The organism is Ruegeria sp. HKCCD7181, from assembly GCF_057221055.1.
Genome location: NZ_JBWVBC010000007.1, coordinates 130,179 through 153,697, shown reverse-complemented (window position 1 = coordinate 153,697; position 23,519 = coordinate 130,179). Strand labels below are relative to the sequence as shown.

23 protein-coding genes are annotated in these 23,519 nt (G+C 57.1%); 4 read left to right on the top strand and 19 right to left on the bottom strand.

Annotated features, from left to right (window positions below):
• Positions 1-58: 58 nt before the first annotated feature.
• On the top strand, positions 59-1,948 hold the full coding sequence (locus AC2TCY_RS15045; RefSeq protein ID WP_480848541.1) for an acyl-CoA synthetase: 1,890 nt from the start codon (positions 59-61) through the stop codon (positions 1,946-1,948).
• 12 nt (positions 1,949-1,960) lie between these two features.
• The gene (locus tag AC2TCY_RS15040) at positions 1,961-2,884 is read left to right on the top strand and encodes an alpha/beta hydrolase (RefSeq protein WP_480848540.1); all 924 of its coding nucleotides are present in this window, start codon (positions 1,961-1,963) and stop codon (positions 2,882-2,884) included.
• 9 nt (positions 2,885-2,893) lie between these two features.
• On the opposite strand, the gene AC2TCY_RS15035 is transcribed toward AC2TCY_RS15040, so the two are convergent.
• The 15 genes from AC2TCY_RS15035 to AC2TCY_RS14965 all read right to left on the bottom strand — a co-directional run bounded on the left by AC2TCY_RS15035 (position 2,894) and on the right by AC2TCY_RS14965 (position 19,862).
• A complete protein-coding gene (locus tag AC2TCY_RS15035; protein WP_480848538.1) occupies positions 2,894-3,730 on the bottom strand; it encodes an alkaline phosphatase family protein in 837 nt (278 codons plus the stop codon).
• A gap of 159 nt (positions 3,731-3,889) precedes the next feature.
• Positions 3,890-5,527, bottom strand: a complete 1,638-nt coding sequence (locus tag AC2TCY_RS15030; protein ID WP_480848536.1) for an ABC transporter ATP-binding protein — start codon at positions 5,525-5,527, stop codon at positions 3,890-3,892.
• Positions 5,524-6,339, bottom strand: a complete 816-nt coding sequence (locus tag AC2TCY_RS15025; RefSeq protein WP_480848534.1) for an ABC transporter permease — start codon at positions 6,337-6,339, stop codon at positions 5,524-5,526. The genes AC2TCY_RS15030 and AC2TCY_RS15025 overlap by 4 nt, the downstream gene beginning before the upstream one ends.
• The gene (locus tag AC2TCY_RS15020) at positions 6,336-7,292 is read right to left on the bottom strand and encodes an ABC transporter permease (RefSeq protein ID WP_480848533.1); all 957 of its coding nucleotides are present in this window, start codon (positions 7,290-7,292) and stop codon (positions 6,336-6,338) included. Before AC2TCY_RS15020 ends, AC2TCY_RS15025 begins: the two co-directional genes overlap by 4 nt.
• Before the next feature lie 16 nt (positions 7,293-7,308).
• Positions 7,309-8,892, bottom strand: a complete 1,584-nt coding sequence (locus AC2TCY_RS15015; RefSeq protein ID WP_480848531.1) for an ABC transporter substrate-binding protein — start codon at positions 8,890-8,892, stop codon at positions 7,309-7,311.
• Between the two features lie 121 nt (positions 8,893-9,013).
• Positions 9,014-11,008 (bottom strand): CocE/NonD family hydrolase, encoded by a 1,995-nt coding sequence (locus tag AC2TCY_RS15010; protein ID WP_480848530.1) that lies wholly within the window; start codon positions 11,006-11,008, stop codon positions 9,014-9,016.
• Between the two features lie 51 nt (positions 11,009-11,059).
• Positions 11,060-12,163: a glycerate kinase type-2 family protein gene (locus AC2TCY_RS15005; RefSeq protein ID WP_480848529.1), complete on the bottom strand. Its 1,104-nt coding sequence runs from the start codon at positions 12,161-12,163 to the stop codon at positions 11,060-11,062.
• Positions 12,160-12,600 (bottom strand): D-aminoacyl-tRNA deacylase, encoded by a 441-nt coding sequence (gene dtd, locus AC2TCY_RS15000; protein ID WP_480848527.1) that lies wholly within the window; start codon positions 12,598-12,600, stop codon positions 12,160-12,162. Before dtd ends, AC2TCY_RS15005 begins: the two co-directional genes overlap by 4 nt.
• Before the next feature lie 30 nt (positions 12,601-12,630).
• Positions 12,631-13,299, bottom strand: a complete 669-nt coding sequence (locus AC2TCY_RS14995) for a nitroreductase (RefSeq protein WP_480848525.1) — start codon at positions 13,297-13,299, stop codon at positions 12,631-12,633.
• 99 nt (positions 13,300-13,398) lie between these two features.
• Positions 13,399-14,490, bottom strand: a complete 1,092-nt coding sequence (locus tag AC2TCY_RS14990; RefSeq protein WP_480848523.1) for a TFIIB-type zinc finger domain-containing protein — start codon at positions 14,488-14,490, stop codon at positions 13,399-13,401.
• Between the two features lie 41 nt (positions 14,491-14,531).
• Positions 14,532-15,680 (bottom strand): SPFH domain-containing protein, encoded by a 1,149-nt coding sequence (locus AC2TCY_RS14985; RefSeq protein WP_480848522.1) that lies wholly within the window; start codon positions 15,678-15,680, stop codon positions 14,532-14,534.
• Positions 15,681-15,702: 22 nt separating this feature from the next.
• The gene (locus tag AC2TCY_RS14980; protein ID WP_480848521.1) at positions 15,703-16,698 is read right to left on the bottom strand and encodes a DUF2927 domain-containing protein; all 996 of its coding nucleotides are present in this window, start codon (positions 16,696-16,698) and stop codon (positions 15,703-15,705) included.
• Positions 16,673-17,863, bottom strand: coding sequence for a toxic anion resistance protein (locus AC2TCY_RS14975; protein WP_480848519.1), 1,191 nt, complete (start codon positions 17,861-17,863; stop codon positions 16,673-16,675). Before AC2TCY_RS14975 ends, AC2TCY_RS14980 begins: the two co-directional genes overlap by 26 nt.
• A gap of 29 nt (positions 17,864-17,892) precedes the next feature.
• Positions 17,893-18,807 carry a 5-bromo-4-chloroindolyl phosphate hydrolysis family protein gene (locus AC2TCY_RS14970; protein ID WP_480848517.1) on the bottom strand — a complete coding sequence of 305 codons (915 nt, stop codon included), beginning with the start codon at positions 18,805-18,807 and terminating at the stop codon, positions 17,893-17,895.
• Positions 18,808-18,983: 176 nt separating this feature from the next.
• Positions 18,984-19,862 carry a pseudouridine synthase gene (locus tag AC2TCY_RS14965; protein WP_480848515.1) on the bottom strand — a complete coding sequence of 293 codons (879 nt, stop codon included), beginning with the start codon at positions 19,860-19,862 and terminating at the stop codon, positions 18,984-18,986.
• Here AC2TCY_RS14965 and AC2TCY_RS14960 point away from each other — a divergent pair.
• Positions 19,861-20,310, top strand: coding sequence for a nucleoside deaminase (locus AC2TCY_RS14960; protein ID WP_480848513.1), 450 nt, complete (start codon positions 19,861-19,863; stop codon positions 20,308-20,310). The genes AC2TCY_RS14965 and AC2TCY_RS14960 overlap by 2 nt on opposite strands.
• A 24-nt stretch (positions 20,311-20,334) precedes the next feature.
• On the opposite strand, the gene AC2TCY_RS14955 is transcribed toward AC2TCY_RS14960, so the two are convergent.
• The gene (locus AC2TCY_RS14955) at positions 20,335-21,027 is read right to left on the bottom strand and encodes a metal-dependent hydrolase (protein WP_480848512.1); all 693 of its coding nucleotides are present in this window, start codon (positions 21,025-21,027) and stop codon (positions 20,335-20,337) included.
• A gap of 57 nt (positions 21,028-21,084) precedes the next feature.
• Here AC2TCY_RS14955 and AC2TCY_RS14950 point away from each other — a divergent pair, with 57 nt between their 5' ends.
• Complete coding sequence (locus AC2TCY_RS14950) at positions 21,085-21,762, top strand: ceramidase domain-containing protein (RefSeq protein ID WP_480848510.1); 678 nt, start codon at positions 21,085-21,087, stop codon at positions 21,760-21,762.
• On the opposite strand, the gene AC2TCY_RS14945 is transcribed toward AC2TCY_RS14950, so the two are convergent.
• From AC2TCY_RS14945 to AC2TCY_RS14935, 3 genes are all read right to left on the bottom strand, one after another.
• Positions 21,735-22,490 carry a class I SAM-dependent methyltransferase gene (locus AC2TCY_RS14945; RefSeq protein WP_480848508.1) on the bottom strand — a complete coding sequence of 252 codons (756 nt, stop codon included), beginning with the start codon at positions 22,488-22,490 and terminating at the stop codon, positions 21,735-21,737. The genes AC2TCY_RS14950 and AC2TCY_RS14945 overlap by 28 nt on opposite strands.
• Positions 22,491-22,522: 32 nt before the next feature.
• Positions 22,523-23,086 (bottom strand): DUF4202 domain-containing protein, encoded by a 564-nt coding sequence (locus AC2TCY_RS14940; RefSeq protein ID WP_480848506.1) that lies wholly within the window; start codon positions 23,084-23,086, stop codon positions 22,523-22,525.
• Between the two features lie 136 nt (positions 23,087-23,222).
• The gene (locus AC2TCY_RS14935; protein WP_480848505.1) at positions 23,223-23,378 is read right to left on the bottom strand and encodes a hypothetical protein; all 156 of its coding nucleotides are present in this window, start codon (positions 23,376-23,378) and stop codon (positions 23,223-23,225) included.
• Between the last annotated feature and the right edge of the window lie 141 nt (positions 23,379-23,519).

The window sequence follows — 23,519 nt, the reverse complement described above, 5'->3', positions numbered from 1 at the left end:
CATCTTGGGGGCAAGCAACAGCCCGTGCGCGACACGGGAGAAAAAGGGGAGGAGCCGTATGGCCTTTGCGGGATTCGAAGACAGGGCGCGTATCGAACAGGAGATGCCGTGGGAGGATCGAGACGTCGCCGTCACCTTCCATCAATTGCTGTCGCGCACGGCGGGCAAATTCCCGAACCACAAGGCCATGAGTTTTCAGCTGCTGTCCGGTCCGACGGATAAAGCCGAGACGCTGACCTGGTCTGAACTGCTGGGCAAAGTTAACCAGGCTGCCAATCTGTTTCGGTCGTTAGGGATAGGGGAAAAGGACGTGGTGGCCTATGTCCTGCCCAACTGTAACGAGACACTGATCACGATGATGGGTGGTGCGGTGGCCGGGATCGTTAACCCGATCAACCCGCTGCTGGAGCCGGAACAGATCGCAGCCATTTTGCGGGAAACCAACGCCAAGGTGGTGGTGACCCTGAAGTCATTCCCCAAAGCAGATGTGGCCCAAAAAGTCGAGGAAGCAGTGCGCCACGCGCCCAAGGTTAACACCATCTTGGAAATTGACCTGAACCGGTACCTGACACCGCCCAAGTCGTGGCTTGTGCCGCTACTGCGCCCCAAAATGGGCGACAAGGAACACCTGGCTCATGCGGACTACAAGAACTTCAACAAAGAACTGGCCAAGCAGCCCACGACACTGACCTTCGAGGACAGTCAGGAAGACCGTGTTGCCTGTTACTTCCATACCGGAGGTACCACCGGTATGCCGAAGGTGGCGCAACACAGGTATTCCGGACTGATTTACAATGGCTGGCTGGGCAACACCCTGCTGTTTGACGAAAACGATGTCATCATGTGCCCGCTGCCAATGTTTCATGTTTTTGCGGTACATGTGATCGTGATGGCTGCGGTATCCTCAGGTGCGCATGTGATCTTCCCGACACCGGCCGGCTATCGCGGCGACGGCGTGTTTGACAACTTCTGGAAGCTGATCGAACGCTGGAAGGTCTCGTTTATCATTACAGTTCCGACCGCTATTTCCGCCAAGATGCAGCGCCCGGTGGATGCGGATATTTCATCCGTGAAAACCGCGTTTTCGGGCTCGGCCCCGTTGCCGGTTGAATTGTTCCGCCGGTTCGAAGAGGCCACTGGAGTGACCATCGTCGAGGGCTATGGCCTGACCGAGGCAACATGTTTAGTCTCGTGTAACCCGGTGGACGGTGAAAAGAAAATCGGCTCGATTGGCATTCCGTTTCCTTATACGGACGTCAAAATCCTGCAAGATAGCCCTGATGGTCCGAAAGAATGCGAGAAGGACGAGATCGGTGAGATATGCATCTCGAACCCGGGCGTCTATGCGGGCAACACGTATACCGAAGCGGACAAGAACGTGAACCTTTATCATTTCGATAAATACTTGCGGACCGGTGACCTGGGTCGCTTTGACGAGGATGGCTATCTCTGGATCACGGGCCGCGCCAAGGACCTGATCATCCGCGGTGGGCACAATATCGACCCGGCCGAAATTGAAGAAGCGCTGTTGGGGCATGACGCAGTCGCCTTTGCGGGTGCAATTGGTCAACCGGATGCGCATTCGGGCGAGGTGCCTTGTGCCTTTGTTGAATTGGTAGACGGTGCATCAGCTACCGAAAAAGAATTGATGGAATACTGCAAAGTCCACGTTCACGAGCGCGCTGCACAGCCCAAGCATATGACGATCTTGCCCGAGCTGCCGAAAACTGCCGTTGGAAAAGTGTTCAAGCCGGAGCTGCGCAAACAGGCGATCACACGCATCTATAATGGCGCGCTGGAAACCGCAGGGGTGGCCGCACGGGTTGTGTCTGTGATCGACGATAAGAAACGTGGACTCGTTGCGCAGCTTGACGCGAACGGTTCCTCCGACGACGATGTTTCCAAGGTGCTGGGTGCGTTTACCCGGCCTTGGGAGTGGTCTGAATAATTCGGAGGGACAATGGACTATGAACGTCTGATCGACGAGGAAACCTGGGCGTTCATAAGGCGCACGGCTGAAAGCTATCCTGACGATGCAGTTGACCTGACGATCGCAGATCAACGTCGGGTTTATGACGAAATGAGCGAAGATTTTCGTCAACCCCGTCCACCGGGAGTGGAAGCAACGGACAGGTCCGCTGATGGAGTGCCTGTCCGCGTCTACTCTGCCGGAGATCCCACACGGACTGTTGTCTATTACCATGGCGGCGGTTTTGTCGTCGGTGGCCTGAACAGCCACGACGACGTTTGTGCCGAGATCTGTGTCCAGACAGGATACCGGGTTGTGGCCGTTGATTACCGTCTGTGTCCGGAACATACACACCCGGCTCAATTCAACGACAGTTGGACCGCAACTAACTGGTCTGTTCAACAGTTCGGTGAGCCCGTCGTTTTGGCTGGCGACAGTGCAGGCGGCAATCTGGCGGCTGCCGTCGCGCAGTACTCTCGGGGCCGGTTGGACAACGTTTTGGGCCAAGTCCTGATATATCCAGGCCTTGGAGGTGATGCATCAAAGGGATCGTATATCGAGCATGCGCACGCTCCGCTGCTGACCCTTGATGAAATCCAGTTCTACGAAAAAGTCCGGTGCGGCAATGTCGTGCCCCAGGATGATCCTACCTTTGCGCCGCTTCACGACTCTGATTTTTCGGGTCTGCCGCCAACAGTGGTTTTTACAGCCGATTGCGATCCGCTGCGCGACGACGGACCGGCCTATTGCGAGAAAATCGCCGCCGCAGGGGGGCGGTCGCATTGGATAAACGAGCCAGGGTTGATTCACGGATATCTGCGGGCCCGTACTTCGGTCAAACGGGCCGCAGACAGTTTTGAGAGGATCTCGGTTGCAATCGAGGCATTAGGGCAAGGCATCTGGCCTTATGACTGACGCTTGACGTCAGCTCAGGAACGAAGCGGCCTTCATTGTATCCGCTACCGGTGCTCCTGTGCGTTTCAGGATCGTGGGGGCCAGTTGCAACTGGTCAATCACGGTGTCGGCGTCAGGACCTTGCGCATCACCAAAATAATACAGTGCAGTTTCCTGTTGCAGTGGGCCACGCCCGCCATGGTGTCCGCGCTCGTCCTGTCCGTGATCGGCGGTTACGATCACCTCGTACCCCAACTCCTGCCACCGTGGGATGAAGGGGGCCAGCATTTCGTCCATGACGAAACAGGCGTGGTCCATCTCTTGGCAATCGTGGTAAAAACGGTGCCCCATGCTGTCTAGCGTGCAGGTGTGCAGGATGCCGTAATCAAGTCCAAACCGCAGGCACATGTTAGTCAGCGTGGCAAACAGGTCCACGTCGCTGGGTGTCATCTGATTGTCTTTGCCGTAGCCGGTCATGCTGTGGAACCGGCCATGGTTGATGGTTTTGCTGTCCGGCTCGTCGTATTCGATGTCACGCACGTAATCGAATGGATGGCGGTTGAAGAACTGCGACCAATAGCTGTGTGTGACAGCACCCGTCACACCACCCGCTTCGCGAACTTGGCTGAACACGTCCTTGTGGCTCAGACGAAATACATTGCCGTTTCCTGTACAACCGTGTTCCTGCGGCGTGACCCCGGTATGAATCGAGGCATAACAACTGGCAGAGGTAGATGGCATCACAGCCCGTAGTTTCCAGACCTGCGCTTCTCCGCTGTCGACCCAGCCTTCGAGATTGCCGAACAGGCGTCGAAAGTTGCGCCAGGGGACACCGTCCAGAATGATGAGAAGTAGTTTACGGTCCATGTGATGACCCTTTTGACAGTATTTGCTTTCAGCCGATCCTAGGGGATTCGCATTCTCAAGGCCGCCAGTTCGCGCCCTGAATAGTAGAATCCCGACGCGTGTCTGCAGACAATGCGCCGGGATTTCAGTGTTCTATCAGCTTTTCGCGAAAAGACCGGATTAGTTCCCGGCACTCTCCATTTTGCGATGTGCCACAACTTCTTCCAGCCAGCCCAGATGCATTTCCGGAACCGAGCTGAGCAGCAGGTCGGTATAGTCGTCAAACGGCGGACTCAGCACCTGCGACTTGGAACCATAGCGAACCACGCGGCCCTGATACATTACGGCAATCGAGTCAGAGATCGCCCTGACCGTTGCCAGATCGTGGGTAATGAACAGGTACGCCACATCCTCGATCTTCTGCAGGTCCAACAGCAGTTTGAGAATTCCGTCTGCCACCAGCGGGTCGAGCGCTGAGGTGACCTCGTCACAGATGATCATCTTGGGCTTGGCTGCCAGTGACCGCGCAATACAGACACGCTGCTTTTGACCGCCAGACAGTTCCGCCGGATATCGATCCATGAACTTTTCGCCCAGTTCGATCTCGTCCAGAAGTTCGATGATCCGCTTGCGCTTTTCGCCACCGCGCATGTTGAAGTAGAACTCCAACGGGCGGCCGATGATCGTTCCAACTGTCTGGCGCGGATTCATCGCCACGTCAGCCATCTGATAGATCATCTGCAACTCGCGCAGGTCTTCGCGGGATCGGCCCTTCAGGTCGCCACTGAGCTTGCGCCCGGCAAAGGTGATCTCACCATCACGCGGTGGCAGCAGGCCGGTGATGACCCGTGCCAGCGTCGACTTGCCCGAGCCGGATTCGCCCACAACCGCCAGCGTCTGCCCCGGGTGAAGCTCGACATTGACGTTGTGCAGCACGTCGAAGTTCAACCCCTTGTAGCGTGCCGTGATGCCGTCGACGCTCAGCACCGGTTCCGGCGTCGGCTGTTTCTCTTCGTGTTCGATCGAACGGACTGAGACCAGCGCTTGCGTGTACTCTTCTTGCGGGTTGTTGATGATCTGATCGGTGCTGCCGTATTCGACCGTGTTCCCCATCCGCAGAACCATGATGTCGTCGCTCACCTGCGCTACAACCGCAAGGTCGTGCGTAATGTAAAGCGCGGCAACTCCGGTATCGGCAATGGCCTCCTTGATCGCCATCAGAACATCGATCTGAGTGGTCACGTCCAGGGCTGTAGTCGGTTCGTCAAATACCACCAGATCAGGCTCAGGGCACAGCGCCAGCGCGGTCATGCAGCGTTGTAGCTGACCACCTGAGACCTGGTGTGGATAGCGATCACCGATATTATCCGGATCGGGCAAACCTAATTTGGCGAAAAGCTGTCGCGCGCGGCCCTCGGCCTCTTTACGGCTGAACTTTTTCTGCTCGACGGCCGCTTCGACAACCTGATCCATGATCTTCTTGGCCGGGTTGAACGACGCCGCGGCGGATTGCGAGACGTAAGTCACCTCACCGCCGCGCAGTTTGCGGATATCGCCGTGGGACGTTTTCAGAATGTCCCGTCCATTGACCCAGACCTCACCACCGGTGATTTCCACGCCACCGCGGCCATAGGCCATCGAGGCCAGACCGATGGTGGATTTACCGGCACCGGATTCTCCGATCAGCCCCAGCACCTTGCCGCGCTCAAGGTCAAAGCTGACCCCGTGCACGATTTCGATGTCATGGGGTTTCTCACCCGGCGGATAGACGGTCGCGCCGATTTTGAGGTCGCGGACCTTGAGAAGGGTATCACTCATCCCCGGCCTCCTTTCAGCGATGTGGTACGGTTCAGGACCCAGTCAGCCACAAGGTTGACCGAGATGGCGAGTGTCGCAATGGCGACAGCAGGGTACAGGGCCGCGCCGATGCCATAGACGATGCCATCCTTGTTTTCCTTCACAATGCCACCCCAATCAGCCAGTGGCGGCTGAACGCCCAGGCCCAGGAACGACAGGGTCGAGACAAACAAAACCATGAAGATGAACCGAAGGCCCAGTTCAGCGACAAGTGGCGACAGGGCATTAGGCAGGATCTCACGGAAGATGATCCAGACTTGGCCTTCACCCCGCAGCTTTGCGGCTTCGACATAGTCCATTACGGCGATATCCACTGCGACGGCGCGGGCCAGGCGATAAACGCGCGTGGCGTCCAGCAGGCCCATGACGATGATCAGTACAGGAATGGTAACCGGTACCATAGCAAGCACGACAAGAGCAGTGATCAGAGACGGGATCGACATGATCAGATCGACGGTTCGCGACATGACCTGATCAGCCCAGCCACCCAGAACGGCGGCCAGAAAGCCAAGGATCGAACCGGTCACAAAACTGAGAATCGTGGCAGCCGTCGCGATGAAGATCGTAGTGCGCCCGCCATAGATCATTCGGCTCAGCAGGTCACGGCCGATATTGTCTGTACCCAGCCAGAATTGCGAACTGGAGGGTTCCCACACATCGCCTACGACTTCGGCCATTCCATAGGGGGCCAGCAGAGGTGCGAAGATCGCGATGAAGAAGTACAGGGCTGTGAAGGCCAGCCCGATCATTGCAGAGATTGGGATGTTCTTCATTTCGGATGCCTCAGCCTTGGGTTGGCCAGAATGGCAACGATGTCTGCAACCATGTTCAATCCGATATAGATAGCGGCGAAGATCACACCACAGGCCAGAACGACGGGAACGTCACGTTTGGTCACATGGTCCACAAGATACTGCCCCATGCCTGGATAGACGAAGACCACCTCGACCACGACGACGCCGACGACCAGATATGCCAGGTTCAGCATCACCACATTTACGATGGGTGCGATTGCGTTCGGAAAAGCATGGCGATAAATGACCTTGAAGTTTGTCAGACCCTTCAGTTCGGCTGTTTCCACATAGGCAGACTGCATCACGTTCAAAATCGCCGCACGTGTCATTCGCATCATATGCGCCAGAACAACCATGGTCAGAACGATGACGGGCAGGGCAATCGCATTCAGTTTTTGACCAAGCGACATGCTGTCATTGATCATGGCCAGCGGAGAAAACATTCCCAACTTCACCGCGATGAAATAGACTAGGACGTAGCCGATCAGGAATTCCGGGATTGAGATTGTTGTCAGAGTTATTGCCGAGATCAACTTGTCCGGCCAGCGATTGCGGTAACGCACGGCCAGCAGGCCCAGAAAGATAGCCAGTGGAACCGACACGATAGCGGCCCAGAATGCCAAAAACAGAGTATTGCCCAGACGGCTGCCGACGGAGTCTGCAATGTCCAGTTTGTTGGTCAGAGATTGGCCGAGATCACCCTGAACGATACCTGCCAGCCATTCGAAGTAGCGGGTCAGAGCCGGGCGATTCAGTCCCATTTCCTCTCGAAGGTTTGCCAGGGCCTCTGGGGTGGCGGACTGGCCCAGGACGGCTTGCGCGGCGTCTCCGGGCAGGGCTTCGGTGAGGCCGAATATCAGGGCCGAAGCGCCAAACAGCAACAGGAATCCCAGCGCAAGGCGCTGGGAAACCAATTTGATAATAGGGTGCATAAATCCGTGATCCGTATCAGACGAACCACAGTTTGCGCGAAACCTGACCGTTCATCAGTTCGCCATTCGGATCGGTCTCCCAACCGTCCAGCGTATTGCTGGATGCATCGACGAAGTTGTTGAACATCGGGCAGATCAGGCCGCCTTGATCGCGGACCATTTGACCCATCTGGCTGTAGATACCTTTGCGTTTCTCGGGATCCAGCTCGGCACGAGCCGAGAACAGCAGATCGTCAAACGCCTGAATCTTGAACCGGGTGTCGTTCCAGTCCGCGGTCGACAGATAGGCAGTCGCGTACATCTGATCCTGTACCGGACGGCCACCCCAGTAGGACGCGCAGAAGGGCTGCACATTCCAGACTTCGGACCAGTAGCCATCATTGGGTTCACGCTTGATTTCCAGCGGGATTCCAGCCTGAGCTGCGGTTTGCTGGAACAGAGCCGCCGCATCCACGGCACCGGGGAAGGCACCATCTGATACGCGCAGAATGATCGGTGAACCATCGTGGCCAGACTTCTTGTAGTGCTCTGCTGCTTTCTCGAGGCTGAATTCACGTTGCGCGATGGTTTCATCAAACAACGGATAAGCTGCGTTGACCGGCATATCGTTTCCGACCGAGCCATAGCCGCGAAGGACTTTGTCCACCAGTTCCTGGCGGTTGACCGCGTATTTCAGTGCGGTCCGCAGTTCGTTGCTGTCGAACGGCGCTGTGTCGCAATGCATGATGAAAACATAGTGGCCCCGGCCAGGAGTCGACTGAACCGTAATGTTTGGCGCACGACCCAGCAGATCAGCGACCTTGGGTTCGATACGGTTTGCCAGCTGAACTTGCCCACCCTGCAGTGCTGCCGTACGGGCAGTTGCATCGTTGATCACAACGTTCTCGACTGTGTCGAAATGGGCGTCGTCATTCCAGTAATTCGCGAATTTGGTGAACAGGTGGCGTACGCCGGGCTCATCGACTTCGACCTGGTAGGGTCCGGTACTGATACCGGCTGCCGGGTTGTCCATGCCGCCGTCCGGCTGGATCACCAGGTGATAATCTGACATCAGATAGGGCAAGTCGGCGTTTGCTTCGCTCAGGGTCACCTGGAAGGTGTCACCGTCTGCCTTCATCGACTCGATTCCCTTCATGATGCCAAGGGCACCTGACTTGGAATCTTCGTTCGAGTGGCGCTCCATGGTTTTCAGAACGTCTTCACTGGTCAAGGATTTACCGTTGTGGAATTCGACGCCCTGACGCAGTTTGAATGTCCAGACCTTGGCATCCGCGCTGCCTTCAACACTTTCTGCCAGGCGGGGTTCGATTGTTCCATCGGGCGCAACCTCAACCAGCGTATCGCCAAAATGGCGGCCATTCATATAGGGTACCGAGCTGGCATAAGTCGCCGGGTCCAACGAGTTGGTGGATTCACCGCCATAGAGGCCCAGTTTCAGATCACCACCCTTTTTCGGACCAGCCGCGCGCGCCGCGTCGGCAAACATGGTGCTGGCCATGGCGGCTGAGACACCCAAGGCCGCTGCCTTGCCCATGAACTCGCGACGAGTCAGCTTGCCGGCTGTCACCTGTTTGGTCATGTGAGTGAGTTGTTCGTTCATCCAAAATCTCCCAGTTGATTGGATCAGCCCTTCGCGGACTTTTTGTTGACGCATGAGTCAACGTTGGCGCATTTCAGTCCACCGGGCAATACCTATTGTCCGGATTTGGAACGTGCGATTTTCACATTTGATTGCGCGAAACAGTGTCATCGAAATCCTTGGTAAAGACCAAGATATCGTTTTCAAACGCTTTTATGCTGGCCATCAGAAAAAAACTCTTATCATCCGAGAACATTTCACAGCGCGTTTCCGTACGTAATTCGCAGCCCGGACGTTCCAGTTCCTGTGTCCATTCGCAGACGCCGCGGGCAGACAGGGGGTCATCATGGTGAATCGACCACGTCTCGCACGCCGTACCGCCACTGATCAGACCGTGCTGATCGTCTTGAGTTTTCCCGAAGTCATCCTCGACAATCAGATGTACGGTGCCAGTGTTCATGTCAGTCTCAAGCCGACGGGCATTGGAAGCCTCGCGGAGGATGGTGGCCTGGTGCGGCTCTTCCGCGTCTGGCAGGGCAAAGTTGCATTCATCGTCGGTTCCTGAAGTTCGAGATGGTATGGAAATCTGCCCTGAAGTCAGATGCAGTTCGGCCGTTTCGGGCGAGGGCCAGATCAAGGGCCAATAGGCGCTGGAAATCGCCACACGCAGGCAGTGCCCCTTGGGAACCCGGTAGGCGATGTGGTCCAGATCCAGCTCAACCTCATACGGTTCGCCTGGGCGCAGATCTGAAGGCTCGGCATGGCAGTCGCGATGGCTGAGGTTCAATACACCATAAGTGATTCTGGTCGAGGCGCCGTCGGGATGGACGTGATTCAGGCGAACGGCCATCTGCGCCTGCGGTTTGTCGGAGCTGACAGTCAGTCGAATGCGCGGGGCGCCCACGATGTCCAGATCGGCCTCTAGCGGGTCTCCATCGAAACATGCTGACAAGGCGTCATCCGCGCGCTGATCCCCTGGCATATCGGGGCCCAGCCAGATGGCGCAGTACTCACCGCCTTCCAAACCGCAGTGGTGGGGTGATCGAATGCGGGCGTCCAACGGCCCTGAGCGCCCCAAACCGGCATCACTCAATTCAAGGTCCAGTTTGTTCAGGTGTGAGGTTGCCCCTATGGCTTCCGTAATCCAGCGCCCGGGCCTTTCACTGTACCACCGCGCCGGGCGAACGCCGTCCATAAGGTAGGCGCGGAAATCGGGGTCATCTACTACGCCAGTATCCTGCCCTTTGAGCCAGCGATCCCACCAGCGAAGTGCCTCCTGCAGGAATCCGATCCGGGGTTCCGGCACGGCGAAATGAGGATACTTGTGGACCCATGGCCCAACGATGCCTTTGACTGGTGCGTCCAGATTCTCAACCAGCCTAGGTACAGTGTTTTTGTAAGCATCGCCCCACCCACCAACCGCGAGAGTTGCGGCTTGTATTGCGCCAAAATCTTCACAGATGGACCCGTGTCGCCAATACGCATCACGAGTTTGGTGCCGCAGCCAGGTCGACGGCAGGAAAGGTTCGTTCTCTAACCGTTCGATCCATAACTCGCGCCAGTTAGAACGCAACTGTGGATCGGGTGCACGCGATGAATAGGACAGCATCGTTGCGCCCCATCCGAGGTTTTCATTCAACAAACATCCGCCCTTGTAGTGAATGTCGTCCGCGTAACGATCCGCGGTTGAACACAGGGTGATAATCGCCTTGAGCGGATCGGGACGCAGGGCAGCGACTTGAAGCGCATTAAAGCCACCCCAACTGATCCCCATCATACCGACCGAACCGCTGCACCAAGGCTGATCGGCCAGCCAATGGATCACCTCGACGGCATCGTCCAGCTCTTGCTGAGTATATTCATCCTCCATCACCCCTTCGCTGTCACCGTTCCCACGCATATCGACGCGAATGCAGGCATAGCCGCGCTTGGCGAACCAAGGATGAGTTAACGCGTCCCGTGCAGTAGTGCCGTCGCGCTTGCGATAGGGCAGGTATTCCAGAATGGCCGGGACAGGATTCTGGACGGCATCCGTTGGTCGCCAAACCCGCGCCGACAAACGGCAGCCATCCGACAGCCGTATGCCCAGGTCCGGGATATCTTCGATGTCGCAGAGAGAATTGAGAATGCGCGTCATTTGTTCACTCTCAGTCTCTTCGCGGCATTAGAGAAGGGCAAAAGCGCCAATCTAACTCCTTATTGCGACAATGAGATCCATGACGTTTGTGCCAGTTGGGCCTGTGATCAGCAGCGCACCCGCGTTATTCAGAAATGTGCCGCTGTCCGCACTGGCCAGATACTGTTCAGCGTCGTCTCGCCAAGTATCACCGTTCACAACGGCACCCGCCGCCAGTGTCGGGCCATCGGTTCCGTCTGTTCCACCGACAACGACAGTAAGCCCTTCGCATCCAGCGATCTCACGCGCCAGCGCCAGGGCCAGGGCCTGATTGCGTCCACCGCGGCCGGGGCTTTCGGGCAGCACTACGGTGGGTTCTCCACCAAAAACCATGGTACCGCTTTCCATCTGTCTCAGGCGCGGGCCAAGCTGTGACGCGACACGAAGGTAGTCATCATGGAGGCATTCCTGATTGCTCAGAACCTTTTGCCCTGCCGCCAACGCCGCCGCCTCGGCGGCAGTGCGCGCATGCGCGTTTGATGCAATTATCCTGGTTGTCGCCTGAAAGTCATGGTGTTCGGGCAGGGCGCCAATGCCCGACCCGATGATGCCCAAAGCGTCGCCCGGAACATCCGAGATCGCCAGAACTGTCGCCAGTTGACCTTTAAAATGGGACAGCAATCCGCCCCCTTTGATGCGCGACAGTTTGCGCCGCTCGGCATTCATCGCACCAATATCCAATCCCCTGGACAGCAGCTGGCGGTTTAGCCGCTCCAAATCTGCCAGAGTCTTGCCGGGCATCAAATCCTCGGCCAGTGAAGACGCCCCACCGGAGACCAGCAAAAGCAGATGAGAGCCTTGTGCCATCTCCTTAACCACATTGCGCAAGGCAGCGCCGCCTTTCAGGCTGCGATCATCGGGGACAGGGTGAGAGGCCTCGATCACTTCTACATGGTCAGGCAAGTCACGACCGTGATCATCTTTTGTGACGACAAGAGTTGGAACCGCTCCGAATTGATCCAAAGCTGCGCGGGCCATGGACGCCGCAGGTTTACCCACCGCTAGAATGTGATCGGGCCTAGGGACATCGGATAGCGCCTTCTGCGTTGCCGTATAGCCGCCCACTGCGTCGACCCCGGCTTGCCAGATGTTGATAGCCAATTCTGTTTGTTTCACTGGTTTTCCACCCAAATTGTAACCGGCCCGTCATTGACCAATTCAACGGCCATATCGGCGCCGAAGCGGCCTGTTTCGACTGCGATGCCCTGTTCCTTTAACTGCTGCGCAAAAAACTCGTACAGGTATTCGCCTTGTTCCGGGGCGGCTGCATTCGAAAACCCTGGCCGGTTCCCGCGAGATGTGTCCGCCGCAAGCGTGAACTGACTTACGACAAGGGCCGATCCTCCGATGTCCAGAATTGATCGGTTCATTTTGCCTGCGTCGTCCTTGAATATCCGCAGCTTGGCGATTTTTGCCGCCAAATTGCTTGCCTGTTTCTCACCGTCGTCCTGCATGGCGCAGACAAGGACCATCAGCCCCGGTCCCGTTTGCCCGATGATAGCACCGTCGACCGACACCTGTGCACGTGAAACTCTTTGTAATAGGGCGCGCAATTCTTTCTCCCATCATGCAATTCGGCAGATTTAGCCGTGCCAGTGAACAATTTCGTCCAGCCCGGCGCGATCTGTTCGAAACGCGTTCGCGGGGTGTTGCTTGTCCGGATAGCCGAACGATATTGCACATAAGATCAACCGATCTTCGGGGATCTCAAAATAGCGCCGCAGGAATGGGCTGTACGATGCCACGGCTGCTTGCGGAATGCTCGCGATACCCGACGCCTGTGCCGCCAGCGTAAAGGCTGTGACAAACCCGCCGCAATCCATCGCTCCATAGGATCCCAGCTCGGCCGGGCTGGAGACGATTGCGCAATGCGGCGCACCAAAGAGTGAGAAGTTTTCCATCATCTGCTGGGCCGAGCCCGCGCGATCGCCTTTTTGGACACCCACGGCTTCATACAGTGCCCAGCCACAGGCGCGGCGGCGAGCTTGATAGACACCGCTGTACGAGCTTGGGAATGGCAGGTCAGGGGCCGGTGCGCCTGATTGCGCTTCTTGTTGCAGCGCCTGACGAAATTTATCCGTTTCTGCGCCACTGGTGACATGGACAAACCACGGCTGCGCATTGCACCAGCTGGGAACTTGCGTCGCGCTGGTCAGAATTTGTGCAATTTGTTTTTTTGGAACGGAATCGGGCAGGAATGCGCGGCACGAGTACCGGTTGTCGAGCAAGTTGTTCAGCACATCCAATGTCAACTCGGCCTCTCCCCACCCGGACGACGCGCAGGATGGCCTCAGACTACCCGAGTTTCAAGGCCCGGCGTAGTGGATTTACTACAGATATTTAGTGCTCGCCTATTGTTGGCCTGTCGCAATCAGATAGCCGACTGCTGCCGCGACTAGCAGGCCCAATACGACGGCGATAGTGATCTTGATAGCCGACCACGGCCGTTCCCCCTGTACACGCCCTGTCCGCCCGTTCACCACAAACCGATAAGTATCACCACGGTATTTGTAGGCCGCCAACCAGACAGGCAGAAGGATGTGTTTGAACGTCACATCCCTTACTTCAGTGTCGACATCATGGATGCGCTGGCGGTCACCGCCAATATCAAAGCGTACGTCGCGCTCGATCACCCGCGACATGTACTCGCGCGCCTCGGTAAACCCTTCCTTCAGCTCAATCGTATAGGCTTCGGCTCTGAACCCTGCCAGATATTCAGGTTGGTAGGGTTCCAGCGCGGGCAGGTCCCAGGGCTCTAGTGCATCGGTGTAAGATTTCGGCAGCGAGCGAGAGGCCAGAACAAGCACATCGTCGAAAAAACGCGCAACGCGTCCCGATTTCGGTGTCCAGCGCACTTTGGCGACCTGTTGCTGAACACGTTTGCCATCGCGCATAACGGTGCGCGTTTCATAATAAACCACGCCGCGTTCGCCGCGATAACTGGATTTGGTGTCGGCGTCAAAAGTCCAATAGGGTACGTAGATCCCCTGCATCTTGCGCCCTTTGCGCGCGTAGTCCTTCAACCCGTTCGGCGCGAACCACAGCCGCCCCAGCCAGTCGCCCATCGCTTTATGTGCAGCCCTTTCATCCAAGGCAAAGGGCAACACTCCGCGTGGCTTGATATGGCGGCTGACGCCCGTGTCTGTCACGACGGGAGTGGCGCAGAACGGACATTCGGCGGCATGTGTATTCGGATCGAACTCGACCTGAGCAGCACAGTTTGGGCAGGACAGAACGCGGGTTTCCTCGATTTCCGCTTCCGGTAACTTGTCAGCGATGGCAGCGTCGAAATCCAGTTCACGCAGATTGGCGCCACCCCACGGGCCGGCACCGATTGCTTCAGAGTGACCACAGTGGTCGCATGTCAGCGTGCCCTTGCTGGGATCGAACCTGTAATCGGCGCCGCATTGGTCGCAAGGAAAGCGATGTTCATCTGTGGTCATTGCCTGGCCTACCTAGTTTGCCGATCTCGAAGTGGTTGCATTCAGGCTCCGGGCGGTGGCGGTGGCAGGATCGTGAACAGCTGAGCCAGCTCCTGCACATCTCCGGCTTTTTTCCAACCGTCCTGTCCGGCAGTCCAGACATGTGTGTCGCGCGTGATTTCACCCTCTGTCGCCATGCGCCCCATCTTGGCTTTCGAAAATGGACCGCTGGTTTGACCATCCATTGCAATGTGCCAGACATGTTCGACAGGCGGAGGGGGCGGCGGTGCCACTTGCGCAGGCGGTTGCGGGGCAGCGGGGGCGGAACCACCCCATGGCCCCGAGGGTTGACCCGCTGCCATGTTGGACATCTGCTGTGCCATGGCCATTCCCATACCCATTCCAAGACCTGCGCCCATGCCACCGCCCTGGCTAGGGTTGGTCGCGGCAGCGGTCATCGCTTCGGCAGCCGAATACTGGGTAAATTTACCCAGGTCACCCGCAAGCCCCATTGAGGTCCGCTTGTCCAGCGCCGCCTCAACCGCGGGCGGCAACGAGATGTTTTCTATGTAGAATTCAGGCATCTCCAGACCGTATCCTTCAAGAACCGGAGAAACCTCGGCGGCGATCAGTTTACCCAGATCGGCGGTGTTTGCGGCCATGTCCAGAACTGGAATACCCGATCCAGCGATGACCCGACTGAATTCCTGCACGATAATGTTGCGGATCTGAAAGCTGATCTCGTCCATGGTGAATTCGCCATCGGTGCCGACGATTTCGACCAGGAATTTTGCCGGATCCTTGACACGCACCGTATAGGTGCCAAAAGCCCGAATTCTGGTGGGACCGAACTCGGGATCCCGCAGCATGATCGGGTTTTTCGTTCCCCATTTCAGGTTGTTGAATCGGGTGGTGTTGACAAAGTAAATTTCGGATTTGAACGGCGACTGAAACCCGTGGTCCCAATGCTGCAGCGTCGTCAAAATCGGCATGTTATTGGTCTCGAGCATATAGAGACCCGGGGTGAACACATCGGCCAGCTGGCCTTCATGCACGAACACGGCAGCCTGTCCTTCGCGGACTGTCAGCTTGGCGCCGTATTTGATCTCGTGGCCCTCGCGCTCGAACCGCCAGACCATGGTGTCGCGGGTGTCATCCACCCAATGAATGACATCAATGAACTCTCCGGTCAGAAAATCGAAAATTCCCATTTGGGTTCTCCTGTCCTAGGGGTCAGAGTGACTGACCCATCAATTCGCGAGCGATGATCCGTACCACGGGCCGGGCGTCTTCGACCGTCACACCGGGTTCAAGGCGCGGATCATAAAGCATCGTCAGCAATTTCTCGTCATGGCTTGTCAGCAATGCGAACTCGTCATCGTCGTTGAAGATCGACGGTCGCGCGGCAGGGCTGTCATTCGACAAGCCCAGTCCCTGTGCAATCTCTTCGTGAATGCAGCTGAGCCTGACTAGATCGGGCAGTTCAGCCCGGATCAGGGTCACGGCACGCACGTATTTATGCGGTGCAGCGCGGGTTGCAGAAGCAAAGACAAAACAGTCGAAATTTGCACGCGGGTTTGCAACCAGATCCAAAGAAGACTGGCTGATATTCGGGATCAGTTCTTTTAGGCGTGAAACCACGTAACTGCTGTCGTCTTTGCCGGCGAAAAAGACATGAAAGTTCGCCTTGCGGCTTACCGTCGTTACGGAATGGTCTGTCAGCTTGGCTAAGCGATTGACGAAGGCATCGACTTTGGTCGTATCCTGTGTTCGCACATCCGGCGCAACCGAAGGGCCAAACTCGGTTTGAATACGCACTGGCCCCGCCCAGCGGCTAAGCTGCCCGTCGGTCTGACGCGACCCGATCGAGATCGCGTGATCGGGATATTCACTGTAGAAAGCGATGGCTTCGAAATTTCGGGCCAAATCGTCGGCATCATAGGGCGTGTCCGGGCCACCGCCATCCGTGCGCAATAGCCCGCGCGTCAGAAGATCGCGCTCGACGCGGTCATAAAATCGGGCCAGATCCTGGCTTGCGGCTGACGGCGGGACATAGGCATTTGCCGCAGGTTCCGGCTGTAAAGGCGGAACCTGCAAGGCGACTGAGTTCGTCAACGTTTCATCACAATTGGCAAGCGCCAGCAATGACGTCAACACCAGTGCTAGTTTCAGATGTCCAATTGGCGCCACGCCCAGCCCGCCTTTAGCCCGAAACAGCCGTTCCGGCATTGTCGCCGATTCCGTCTCGCCTAGCCTTTGCGGCGGCCAGAGTATCGCGCAGTTCGGCCTCCATATTCTTCAGTTCCACCTCGGCGGCGGCGCGTTTGGCCTTGCCTTCATCCGCAATAGCCAGGCTTTCATTGATAGTACCAATCAGATCCGCATTGGCTTGTTTGACGGCTTCGATATCGAATACACCGCGCTCCATCTCTTCCCGGATCATCTTGTTTGACTGACGCAGATTGGCTGCGTTCGAGGTCAGCAGTTCGTTGGTCAGATCATTGGCACCGCGCACAGCCGCGGCGGCTTCGGCGCTGCGCTGGATGGTCACGGCCTGTGCCAGTTGCGTTTCCCACAGTGGCACCGTGTTGACCAAAGTGGAATTGATCTTGGTCACCAGCGATTTGTCGTTTTCCTGAACCAGCCGAATGGACGGCAGTGATTGCATTGTGACCTGACGCGTCAGCTTCAGGTCATGCACACGGCGCTCTAGGTCGTCGCGCGCTGCACGCAGATCGCGCAGCTCCTGCGCTTTCATGACCTGATGATCCTCGGGTGCGGCCTGAACCTCAGCTTCTTTTTCAGGGATTTCCTGGCTGTCCAATTCAGTCAGCTTTTCCTCGCCCGCTGCAATATAAAGGGCAAGCTCGTCGTAAAATTCCAATGTCTTCTCATAGAGCATGTCGAGCGATTTGATGTCTTTCAACAGCGTGTGCTCGTGCCCCAGCAAATCGTCGGTGATGCGGTCGATCTGGTTTTGCACCTCTTCATATTGCGCCGTGAACTTGGCGAAAGGCGCGGCTTTTCCAAGCAGTTTTTCCCACCAGCTGCGTTCGCGCCGCACGTCCAGTTCACTGACCGAAAATCCGCGGATTGTCGTGACGATGTTGCGCAGACTGTCGCCCGCAGGGCCAACGTCCTTGTTGCGCACATCGGCCAGCATGGCCTGGCTGATCTCTTGCAGTTCAGCCTGCGCGGATGATCCGAAGGATACGATCGAGTTGGTGTTGTCCATGTCGATCTCGTTCATCCGCTTGCGGATTTCGGCGCCGACGGGTTCTTCTGCTTCTTCCAGCGGGACAACTTCGGCCTGTGGGTCGGGCAGGGTGACGGCAGTGATCTCCCGAACCAGAGTTTCGGCCTCGACCGCTTTGTTCTTGATGGTATCGGACATGGGGATAATCCTCGCTCAAAAATGGCCGGTCAGTCCAACCGGACGCCTTCGCGCTGCAGCCTTTCGCGCAGCACATCAATTTCCACTGTCAAATCGCTGCGGTCATCCAGCAGCATCTTACGGGTACGCGCGGCAAAATTCTGTTCCAGATCATCCAGAAGCGCCGAGAAATCCGCCAACGCCTGTGCATCGCGCGTACGCGCGTAAACATCGGCGAACTTGATCGTAGCATCGCGTGCACCTTGCAAATAAACCGTCAGGTATTTTCGGGCTCCGGCCAGATCGCGCGGGTCTTCCTCGACCGTGCGGAACAGATCACGGGCAGTGTCCTGAAACCGTTCGACCCGCGCCTCGATCTTGCGGTCGCCAGCTCGCTTGATGGCGTCGGTCATTTCAGTCAGATGCGTTTCCGCATCCTCGACAACCCGGGCCACGCGATCTTGCTGAAAGGTATCGACACCTTCCATCCCTTTGTCTTTCAACGGATCGAGCCCAAAGGACACCGAATGCAGAACTGTAGCTGCAATACCGAACAAAACAGGAGCAAGAAGGCTGGCCTGCGTGGCGGTTTCAGTATCCAGAAACTCGGTCCGGTAGGCCGCTAAAGCAGCGCCAAGGCCGGTCAGAACACTGGCAAAAATCTTGCGCGGAAATGCGGGGCGGCGGGCCGTGCGGCGCGCGTTGTATGCAGCCTCGGCGCGAAGGCCTTCTCGCAACAGGAACGCGGCGGCCGTAAGTAGCCCGGCCGCGACCAGACCCATCGTCATGCCAATGGCACCATCATTCAGGGACAGAAAGACCAGAGGGATCGCGGGCAGGAACAGCAAATTAGCCCGGGCTCCAGCGGGTTCTACACGTGCGCCGTCGAACTGACCGCGTGGACGTGGATCGTCGCGATCGGGCTCGCCATCGGGGCTGAATTTTCCGCCATATCGCTTAGCCATGGCTCTACAGGCCCCCTAGCAGGCCGGTGCAGACACCGAACAGCAACGCCAGAAGCACTGCGTAGGCCAGTTTTTGCACTCCGGTACCAGACAAGTTGTTTCCCCCACTAAGCCTTCCAGTGAAAATTTAGGGGATGTCAGGTCTTTGCGCTAGGGGGAAGGTAATGTAACTTGTGTCACTTGCGAGGTTTCTTGCCGACGGGCGGTCGCTTTCTTTGCGGTCGTGCAGGGCGTTTGGTGTTAGGTTCTGGTTTGGCCTCGCCCTCAAGCCCAAGTTGGTCACGCAGAACACGGCGGCGGATTTCTTCGACTTCGCCCGGTTTCAGACTGCCCAGTTGGAATGGCCCGTACGAGACGCGCAACAGCCGGTTTACCACATAGCCGATATCTTCGATCGCGCGCCGGATCTCGCGGTTTTTTCCCTCACGTAACCCGATGGTCAACCAGGCGTTTGCACCCTGTTGGCGGTCCAGCGTAACCGTCATGGGTTGAAACCGTTCTCCTTCGATGACCAGTCCTTTGCGCAGCGGTTCAAAGTCTTCGTCCTTGGGGCGGCCATTGACACGCACGCGGTATTTTCGCAGCCACCCCGTCGCGGGTAGCTCAAGCTTGCGTTTGATGCCGCCGTCATTGGTCAGCAGCAGCAACCCTTCAGAATTGAGATCCAGCCGCCCGACGCTCATGACGCGGGGCATGTCATCTGGCAGCTTGTCGAAAATCGTCGCGCGCCCCTTTTCGTCGCGTGCGGTCGTCACCAGCCCCGTGGGTTTGTAATACAGCCAAAGGCGCGATGGTTCGGGTTCCGAAACGGGCTTGCCGTCCACGGTAATCCTGTCTTTGGCTGTCACGTTCAGCGCAGGGCTGTCGATCGCCTTGCCATTCACGGTCACACGACCGGCTTCGATCATGCGTTCTGCCTCGCGACGCGAGGCGACACCGGCGCGGGCCAGTACTTTGGCGATCCGGTCGCCGGGAGGAGGGGTGTTGCTCATCCCCCGGCCATAACCCATCTGCGCGACTTGCGAAAGGCAGGTTTCTGAGGCAGTCAGGGGCATGACCTTCAAATCGCATATGAAACAGGCGTTGGACGAGGCGCGCGCCGCGGCGGATCGGGGCGAAGTGCCTGTAGGTGCGGTGATTGTCGCCCCGGATGGCAGCGTTGTGGCAGCGGCGGGCAACCGGACGCGCGAGTTGAGCGACCCTACGGCCCACGCCGAGATTTTGGCGTTGCGTGCCGCGTGTGCGGCCGCCGGGTCCGAGCGGCTGCCGGGTCATGATCTGTATGTCACACTCGAACCGTGCGCCATGTGCGCGGCGGCCATGGCGGCGGCGCGTGTAACACGGGTGTATTACGGCGCGCCTGACCCTAAATCAGGTGGCGTGACCCACGGCGCGCGGGTGTTTTCCCATCCGCAGGCCCACCACTCACCCGAGGTTTACGACGGCATCGGCGAAGATGAGGCTGCCGAGCTGTTGAAAACCTTTTTCGCATCTCGGCGTTAGCCTCCGCCGGGCTGGCATTCCCGGTTAAAGCGTGATGGTTTTCATGACTTCCGGGTCGATGACATCAACACCGGGCAGCCCGTCTGCAAGCGCCTGAGCCGATTGTTCGAGGATTGGAAAAGTCTTGTGGTGGCAGGGGATTACGGTCTTGAAATTAAAGTAGCGTTTTGCCGCATAGGTCGCGCCCTTCATATCCATGGTGAAATGACCGCCTGCAGACAGGATGCCGATATCGGGTTGGTAATAATCACCCATCCATTCCATATCCGCCATGATGTCGGTATCGCCCGAGACATAGACCACGCGCCCTTCAGAACTGATCATGAAGCCGACCTCGGTTCCACCGGTCCGCAGCCCATCAGGCGTGGAAAAGGTCGAGCTGTGAGAGGCAGGCACCATGCTGACTTTCACTCCGTTCAGGTTCACAGTCCCGCCTTTATTGAAGCCAACAGTCTCGATACCTTCGGATTCGGCCCAATACCCCATAAGGTCATATTGCCCGACGACGGGCACACCCAAATGTTTGGCCAGCGGCAGAACGTCAACCACGTGATCGAAATGGGTGTGGGTCAACAGGATATGCGTCGCGCCTTCGACGGCTGCGTCGTGCTGAGTTTCCGGCAGGACCGGGTTGCCGGTCAGCCATGGGTCAATCAGCAGAACCTGATCTCCGGTTTCGATACGAAAGCTGCCGTGGCCCAGCCAAATGATATTCATGAACAATTCCTCCAAAATGGGCTTGGACACAGCCTAGCATCCGTTATGTAAAAATCTATGGACTGGACACGTCAAATTGACAGCTATTGCGAACGGGTGTCGCCCGCCTATTGGGCTGAACCGATCAATGCGGTGACAAACGCTGCATTCCTGATCGCTGCGTTTGTCATGTGGCAAAGGTTGCGCGGGCAGAAGGCGCCTCTGGCCTATCTGCTGGTGATGGTTCTCGCGATCATTGGGGTCGGCAGTTACCTGTTCCACACTCACGCCCAGGTCTGGGCGGCGATAGCGGATACCACGCCCATCCTGTTGTTCATTCTTGTCTATATTTTTGGCGTGAACCGAGACGTCTGGGGGCTGGGCAAATGGCCATCACTGGGCCTTACCTTGTTGTTTTTTCCCTACGCGGCTTTGACCGTACCGGTTTTTCAGCTGATTCCCGGGCTTGGTAGCTCGGCTGGATATGCATCTGTGCCCCTGTTGATTCTGGTCTATTCCTTGCTGTTGCGCCGTCGTGAACCGCAGGTTGCGCGAGGGCTGATGATCGGGGCGGTAATCTTGATTATCTCAATCACGTTTCGTGCACTGGACGCGCCGATATGTGGGCGGTTCCCCTTGGGGACGCATTTTATGTGGCACATTCTAAACGCCGTCATGTTGGGCTGGATGATCGAAGTCTATCGCAGAGCCCTGATCAACTCACACGATCAATCCGGCAGCTTCCGAGCAATATAAAATCCATAGCTGACATAGTTCGCATACCGCTCATAGAGAGAGATCTCGGCCTGTTCCGCCTCGACCAAAGCACGCGCCTGATCCGAATGTCCGTGCCGCTCCAGAAATTTACTGAATCTTTGCTGCATTGGGCGGTAATACGTGTCTAGCCAACAGTCTGTCGAAAGTGGGAAATACCCCAGCAACGCATACCCATTTGCCTCGAGCTGCGCGATCTTTGTCGAGGCAAGGGCAACCTCGGGATATTCGCGGTGCCAGTGCTCAGTCAGTTCGTCCGGCCGATTCTGCGTAAGCCAGGTCAACTCAGACACGGCTAGAACGCCACCCGGCTTCAGGAACTGTCGCCAGGCCTGAATCCCGGTTTCAAATCCTATGTTGTAGATAGCCCCCTCGGACCAGATCACGTCCAACTCGGCGTCCTGAAACGGCAGCGCCTCCATCGAGATGGCAAGTGTTCGGATGCGATGGGCAACGCCCGCAGCAGCTGCCCGGTTCTCCAGTTCAGCCAGGAAATCGGGCAGGAAATCCACGGCCAGAATCTCGGCGTCCAAATCCTTTGCGAGAATCAGGCTTGCCGCGCCGGTGCCGCAACCGATATCGGCGATTCTGAGGTTTCTCTGATCTGTAAGCCCGGCAAGATCCATTGCGCGCCGAGTCGTAGCCGCGTTGCCCGGGCCTTGACGGGCGCCGCCTAAATGCAAGTCCAATAAAAGCTGCAGATCGTCCATCAAAACTCCCCTTAAGACACCACGCCCGGATTTTAAGACTGAAAAGCTGCTGCCAAGGGATCAGGCAGGTCGAATTCCCTCAAAACTCGCGAACGGCCTTCATCAGACATTTTGAGGGCTGTCTTTTCCACGATGCGCTGAATTTTTTCAGCGGAGTGTTTTTCGGCGAATGGTTGGAAATACCATTTCAGGAAGACGAAGCAGATCACGTCCTCCAACGCTTGAACGTCAGGGTCTCGCTTGATCCCTTGCTTGCGCAACATGCGTCCGACAGCATCGATCTGATTTTCGCCATAACCCGTCTGTTTCATCAGGCCCATGGCAACTTCTGCGTGATAGACACCCTGTGCTTTGCGCCAGGCCAGATACCCCGCGCGTCCTTCCGGGTATTCGGTGCGCTTTAATTTCCACCGCTCAACATGTTGCGCGCGCGCAGCGATTTGCAGTTCCTCCGAGGCATCAGGAAAAAGACGGTTCAGTTCAGCGCTCATTCTTTGACCGTAGAGCAGGGCCTCTGGTTGACCGTCTTCCTGATTGGGGTCCTGTACGTTGGCTGCGTCGATTGCGTCCAATACCGTTTGCTTATGTGTGCTCATGTCCTGCTCCACTGGCTAGCCCACTTTGGGCGAGACTGGTGAGTTCATCCTAGCGGCTTGCAAGGGCAAGTGCAGCACTCAATTGCAGAAATTCCGGGTCGGGGAGGGGGGGACCCGACCCGGATGAAGGACAAGTTTACTTGTCCAGGGGGGATCGGTTTTTCGTCGGTGTTCCAGGGGTCTGGTCGGGAAAAGTAAGATCCGGGATCAAAGTGTTGGTTGTGCCAAAGGCATATGCCGGGGTGCTCAGGGCGACGACGGACAGAGTAACGGCTGCGATGAAGGTTTTCATGTTCACTCTCCGGTTTGCATTGTTTTGCAATACTTGAAATGAACAGTTCAGTTTAGAAAATCAAGGGGCAAAGTGAACTATTTAGTTTATTTTTTGCGAAGCCTGGTTTCGGGCAATGCCGGCCATTTCCAAACCGGGCAG

Bases quoted from the DNA above. Each gene is read 5' to 3' on its own strand.
- AC2TCY_RS15025 (WP_480848534.1), bottom strand. From the start codon at position 6,339: ATGAAGAACATCCCAATCTCTGCAATGATCGGGCTGGCCTTCACAGCC.
- AC2TCY_RS14980 (WP_480848521.1), bottom strand. From the start codon at position 16,698: ATGCCGGAACGGCTGTTTCGGGCTAAAGGCGGGCTGGGCGTGGCGCCA.
- AC2TCY_RS15045 (WP_480848541.1), top strand. From the start codon at position 59: ATGGCCTTTGCGGGATTCGAAGACAGGGCGCGTATCGAACAGGAGATG.
- AC2TCY_RS15020 (WP_480848533.1), bottom strand. From the start codon at position 7,292: ATGCACCCTATTATCAAATTGGTTTCCCAGCGCCTTGCGCTGGGATTC.
- AC2TCY_RS14970 (WP_480848517.1), bottom strand. From the start codon at position 18,807: ATGGCTAAGCGATATGGCGGAAAATTCAGCCCCGATGGCGAGCCCGAT.
- AC2TCY_RS14955 (WP_480848512.1), bottom strand. From the start codon at position 21,027: ATGAATATCATTTGGCTGGGCCACGGCAGCTTTCGTATCGAAACCGGA.
- AC2TCY_RS14945 (WP_480848508.1), bottom strand. From the start codon at position 22,490: ATGGACGATCTGCAGCTTTTATTGGACTTGCATTTAGGCGGCGCCCGT.
- AC2TCY_RS14990 (WP_480848523.1), bottom strand. From the start codon at position 14,490: ATGACCACAGATGAACATCGCTTTCCTTGCGACCAATGCGGCGCCGAT.
- AC2TCY_RS15040 (WP_480848540.1), top strand. From the start codon at position 1,961: ATGGACTATGAACGTCTGATCGACGAGGAAACCTGGGCGTTCATAAGG.
- AC2TCY_RS14975 (WP_480848519.1), bottom strand. From the start codon at position 17,863: ATGTCCGATACCATCAAGAACAAAGCGGTCGAGGCCGAAACTCTGGTT.
- AC2TCY_RS14965 (WP_480848515.1), bottom strand. From the start codon at position 19,862: ATGCCCCTGACTGCCTCAGAAACCTGCCTTTCGCAAGTCGCGCAGATG.
- AC2TCY_RS14960 (WP_480848513.1), top strand. From the start codon at position 19,861: ATGACCTTCAAATCGCATATGAAACAGGCGTTGGACGAGGCGCGCGCC.
- AC2TCY_RS14935 (WP_480848505.1), bottom strand. From the start codon at position 23,378: ATGAAAACCTTCATCGCAGCCGTTACTCTGTCCGTCGTCGCCCTGAGC.
- AC2TCY_RS15035 (WP_480848538.1), bottom strand. From the start codon at position 3,730: ATGGACCGTAAACTACTTCTCATCATTCTGGACGGTGTCCCCTGGCGC.
- AC2TCY_RS14950 (WP_480848510.1), top strand. From the start codon at position 21,085: ATGGACTGGACACGTCAAATTGACAGCTATTGCGAACGGGTGTCGCCC.
- AC2TCY_RS15030 (WP_480848536.1), bottom strand. From the start codon at position 5,527: ATGAGTGATACCCTTCTCAAGGTCCGCGACCTCAAAATCGGCGCGACC.
- AC2TCY_RS14985 (WP_480848522.1), bottom strand. From the start codon at position 15,680: ATGGGAATTTTCGATTTTCTGACCGGAGAGTTCATTGATGTCATTCAT.
- AC2TCY_RS14940 (WP_480848506.1), bottom strand. From the start codon at position 23,086: ATGAGCACACATAAGCAAACGGTATTGGACGCAATCGACGCAGCCAAC.
- AC2TCY_RS15015 (WP_480848531.1), bottom strand. From the start codon at position 8,892: ATGAACGAACAACTCACTCACATGACCAAACAGGTGACAGCCGGCAAG.
- AC2TCY_RS15010 (WP_480848530.1), bottom strand. From the start codon at position 11,008: ATGACGCGCATTCTCAATTCTCTCTGCGACATCGAAGATATCCCGGAC.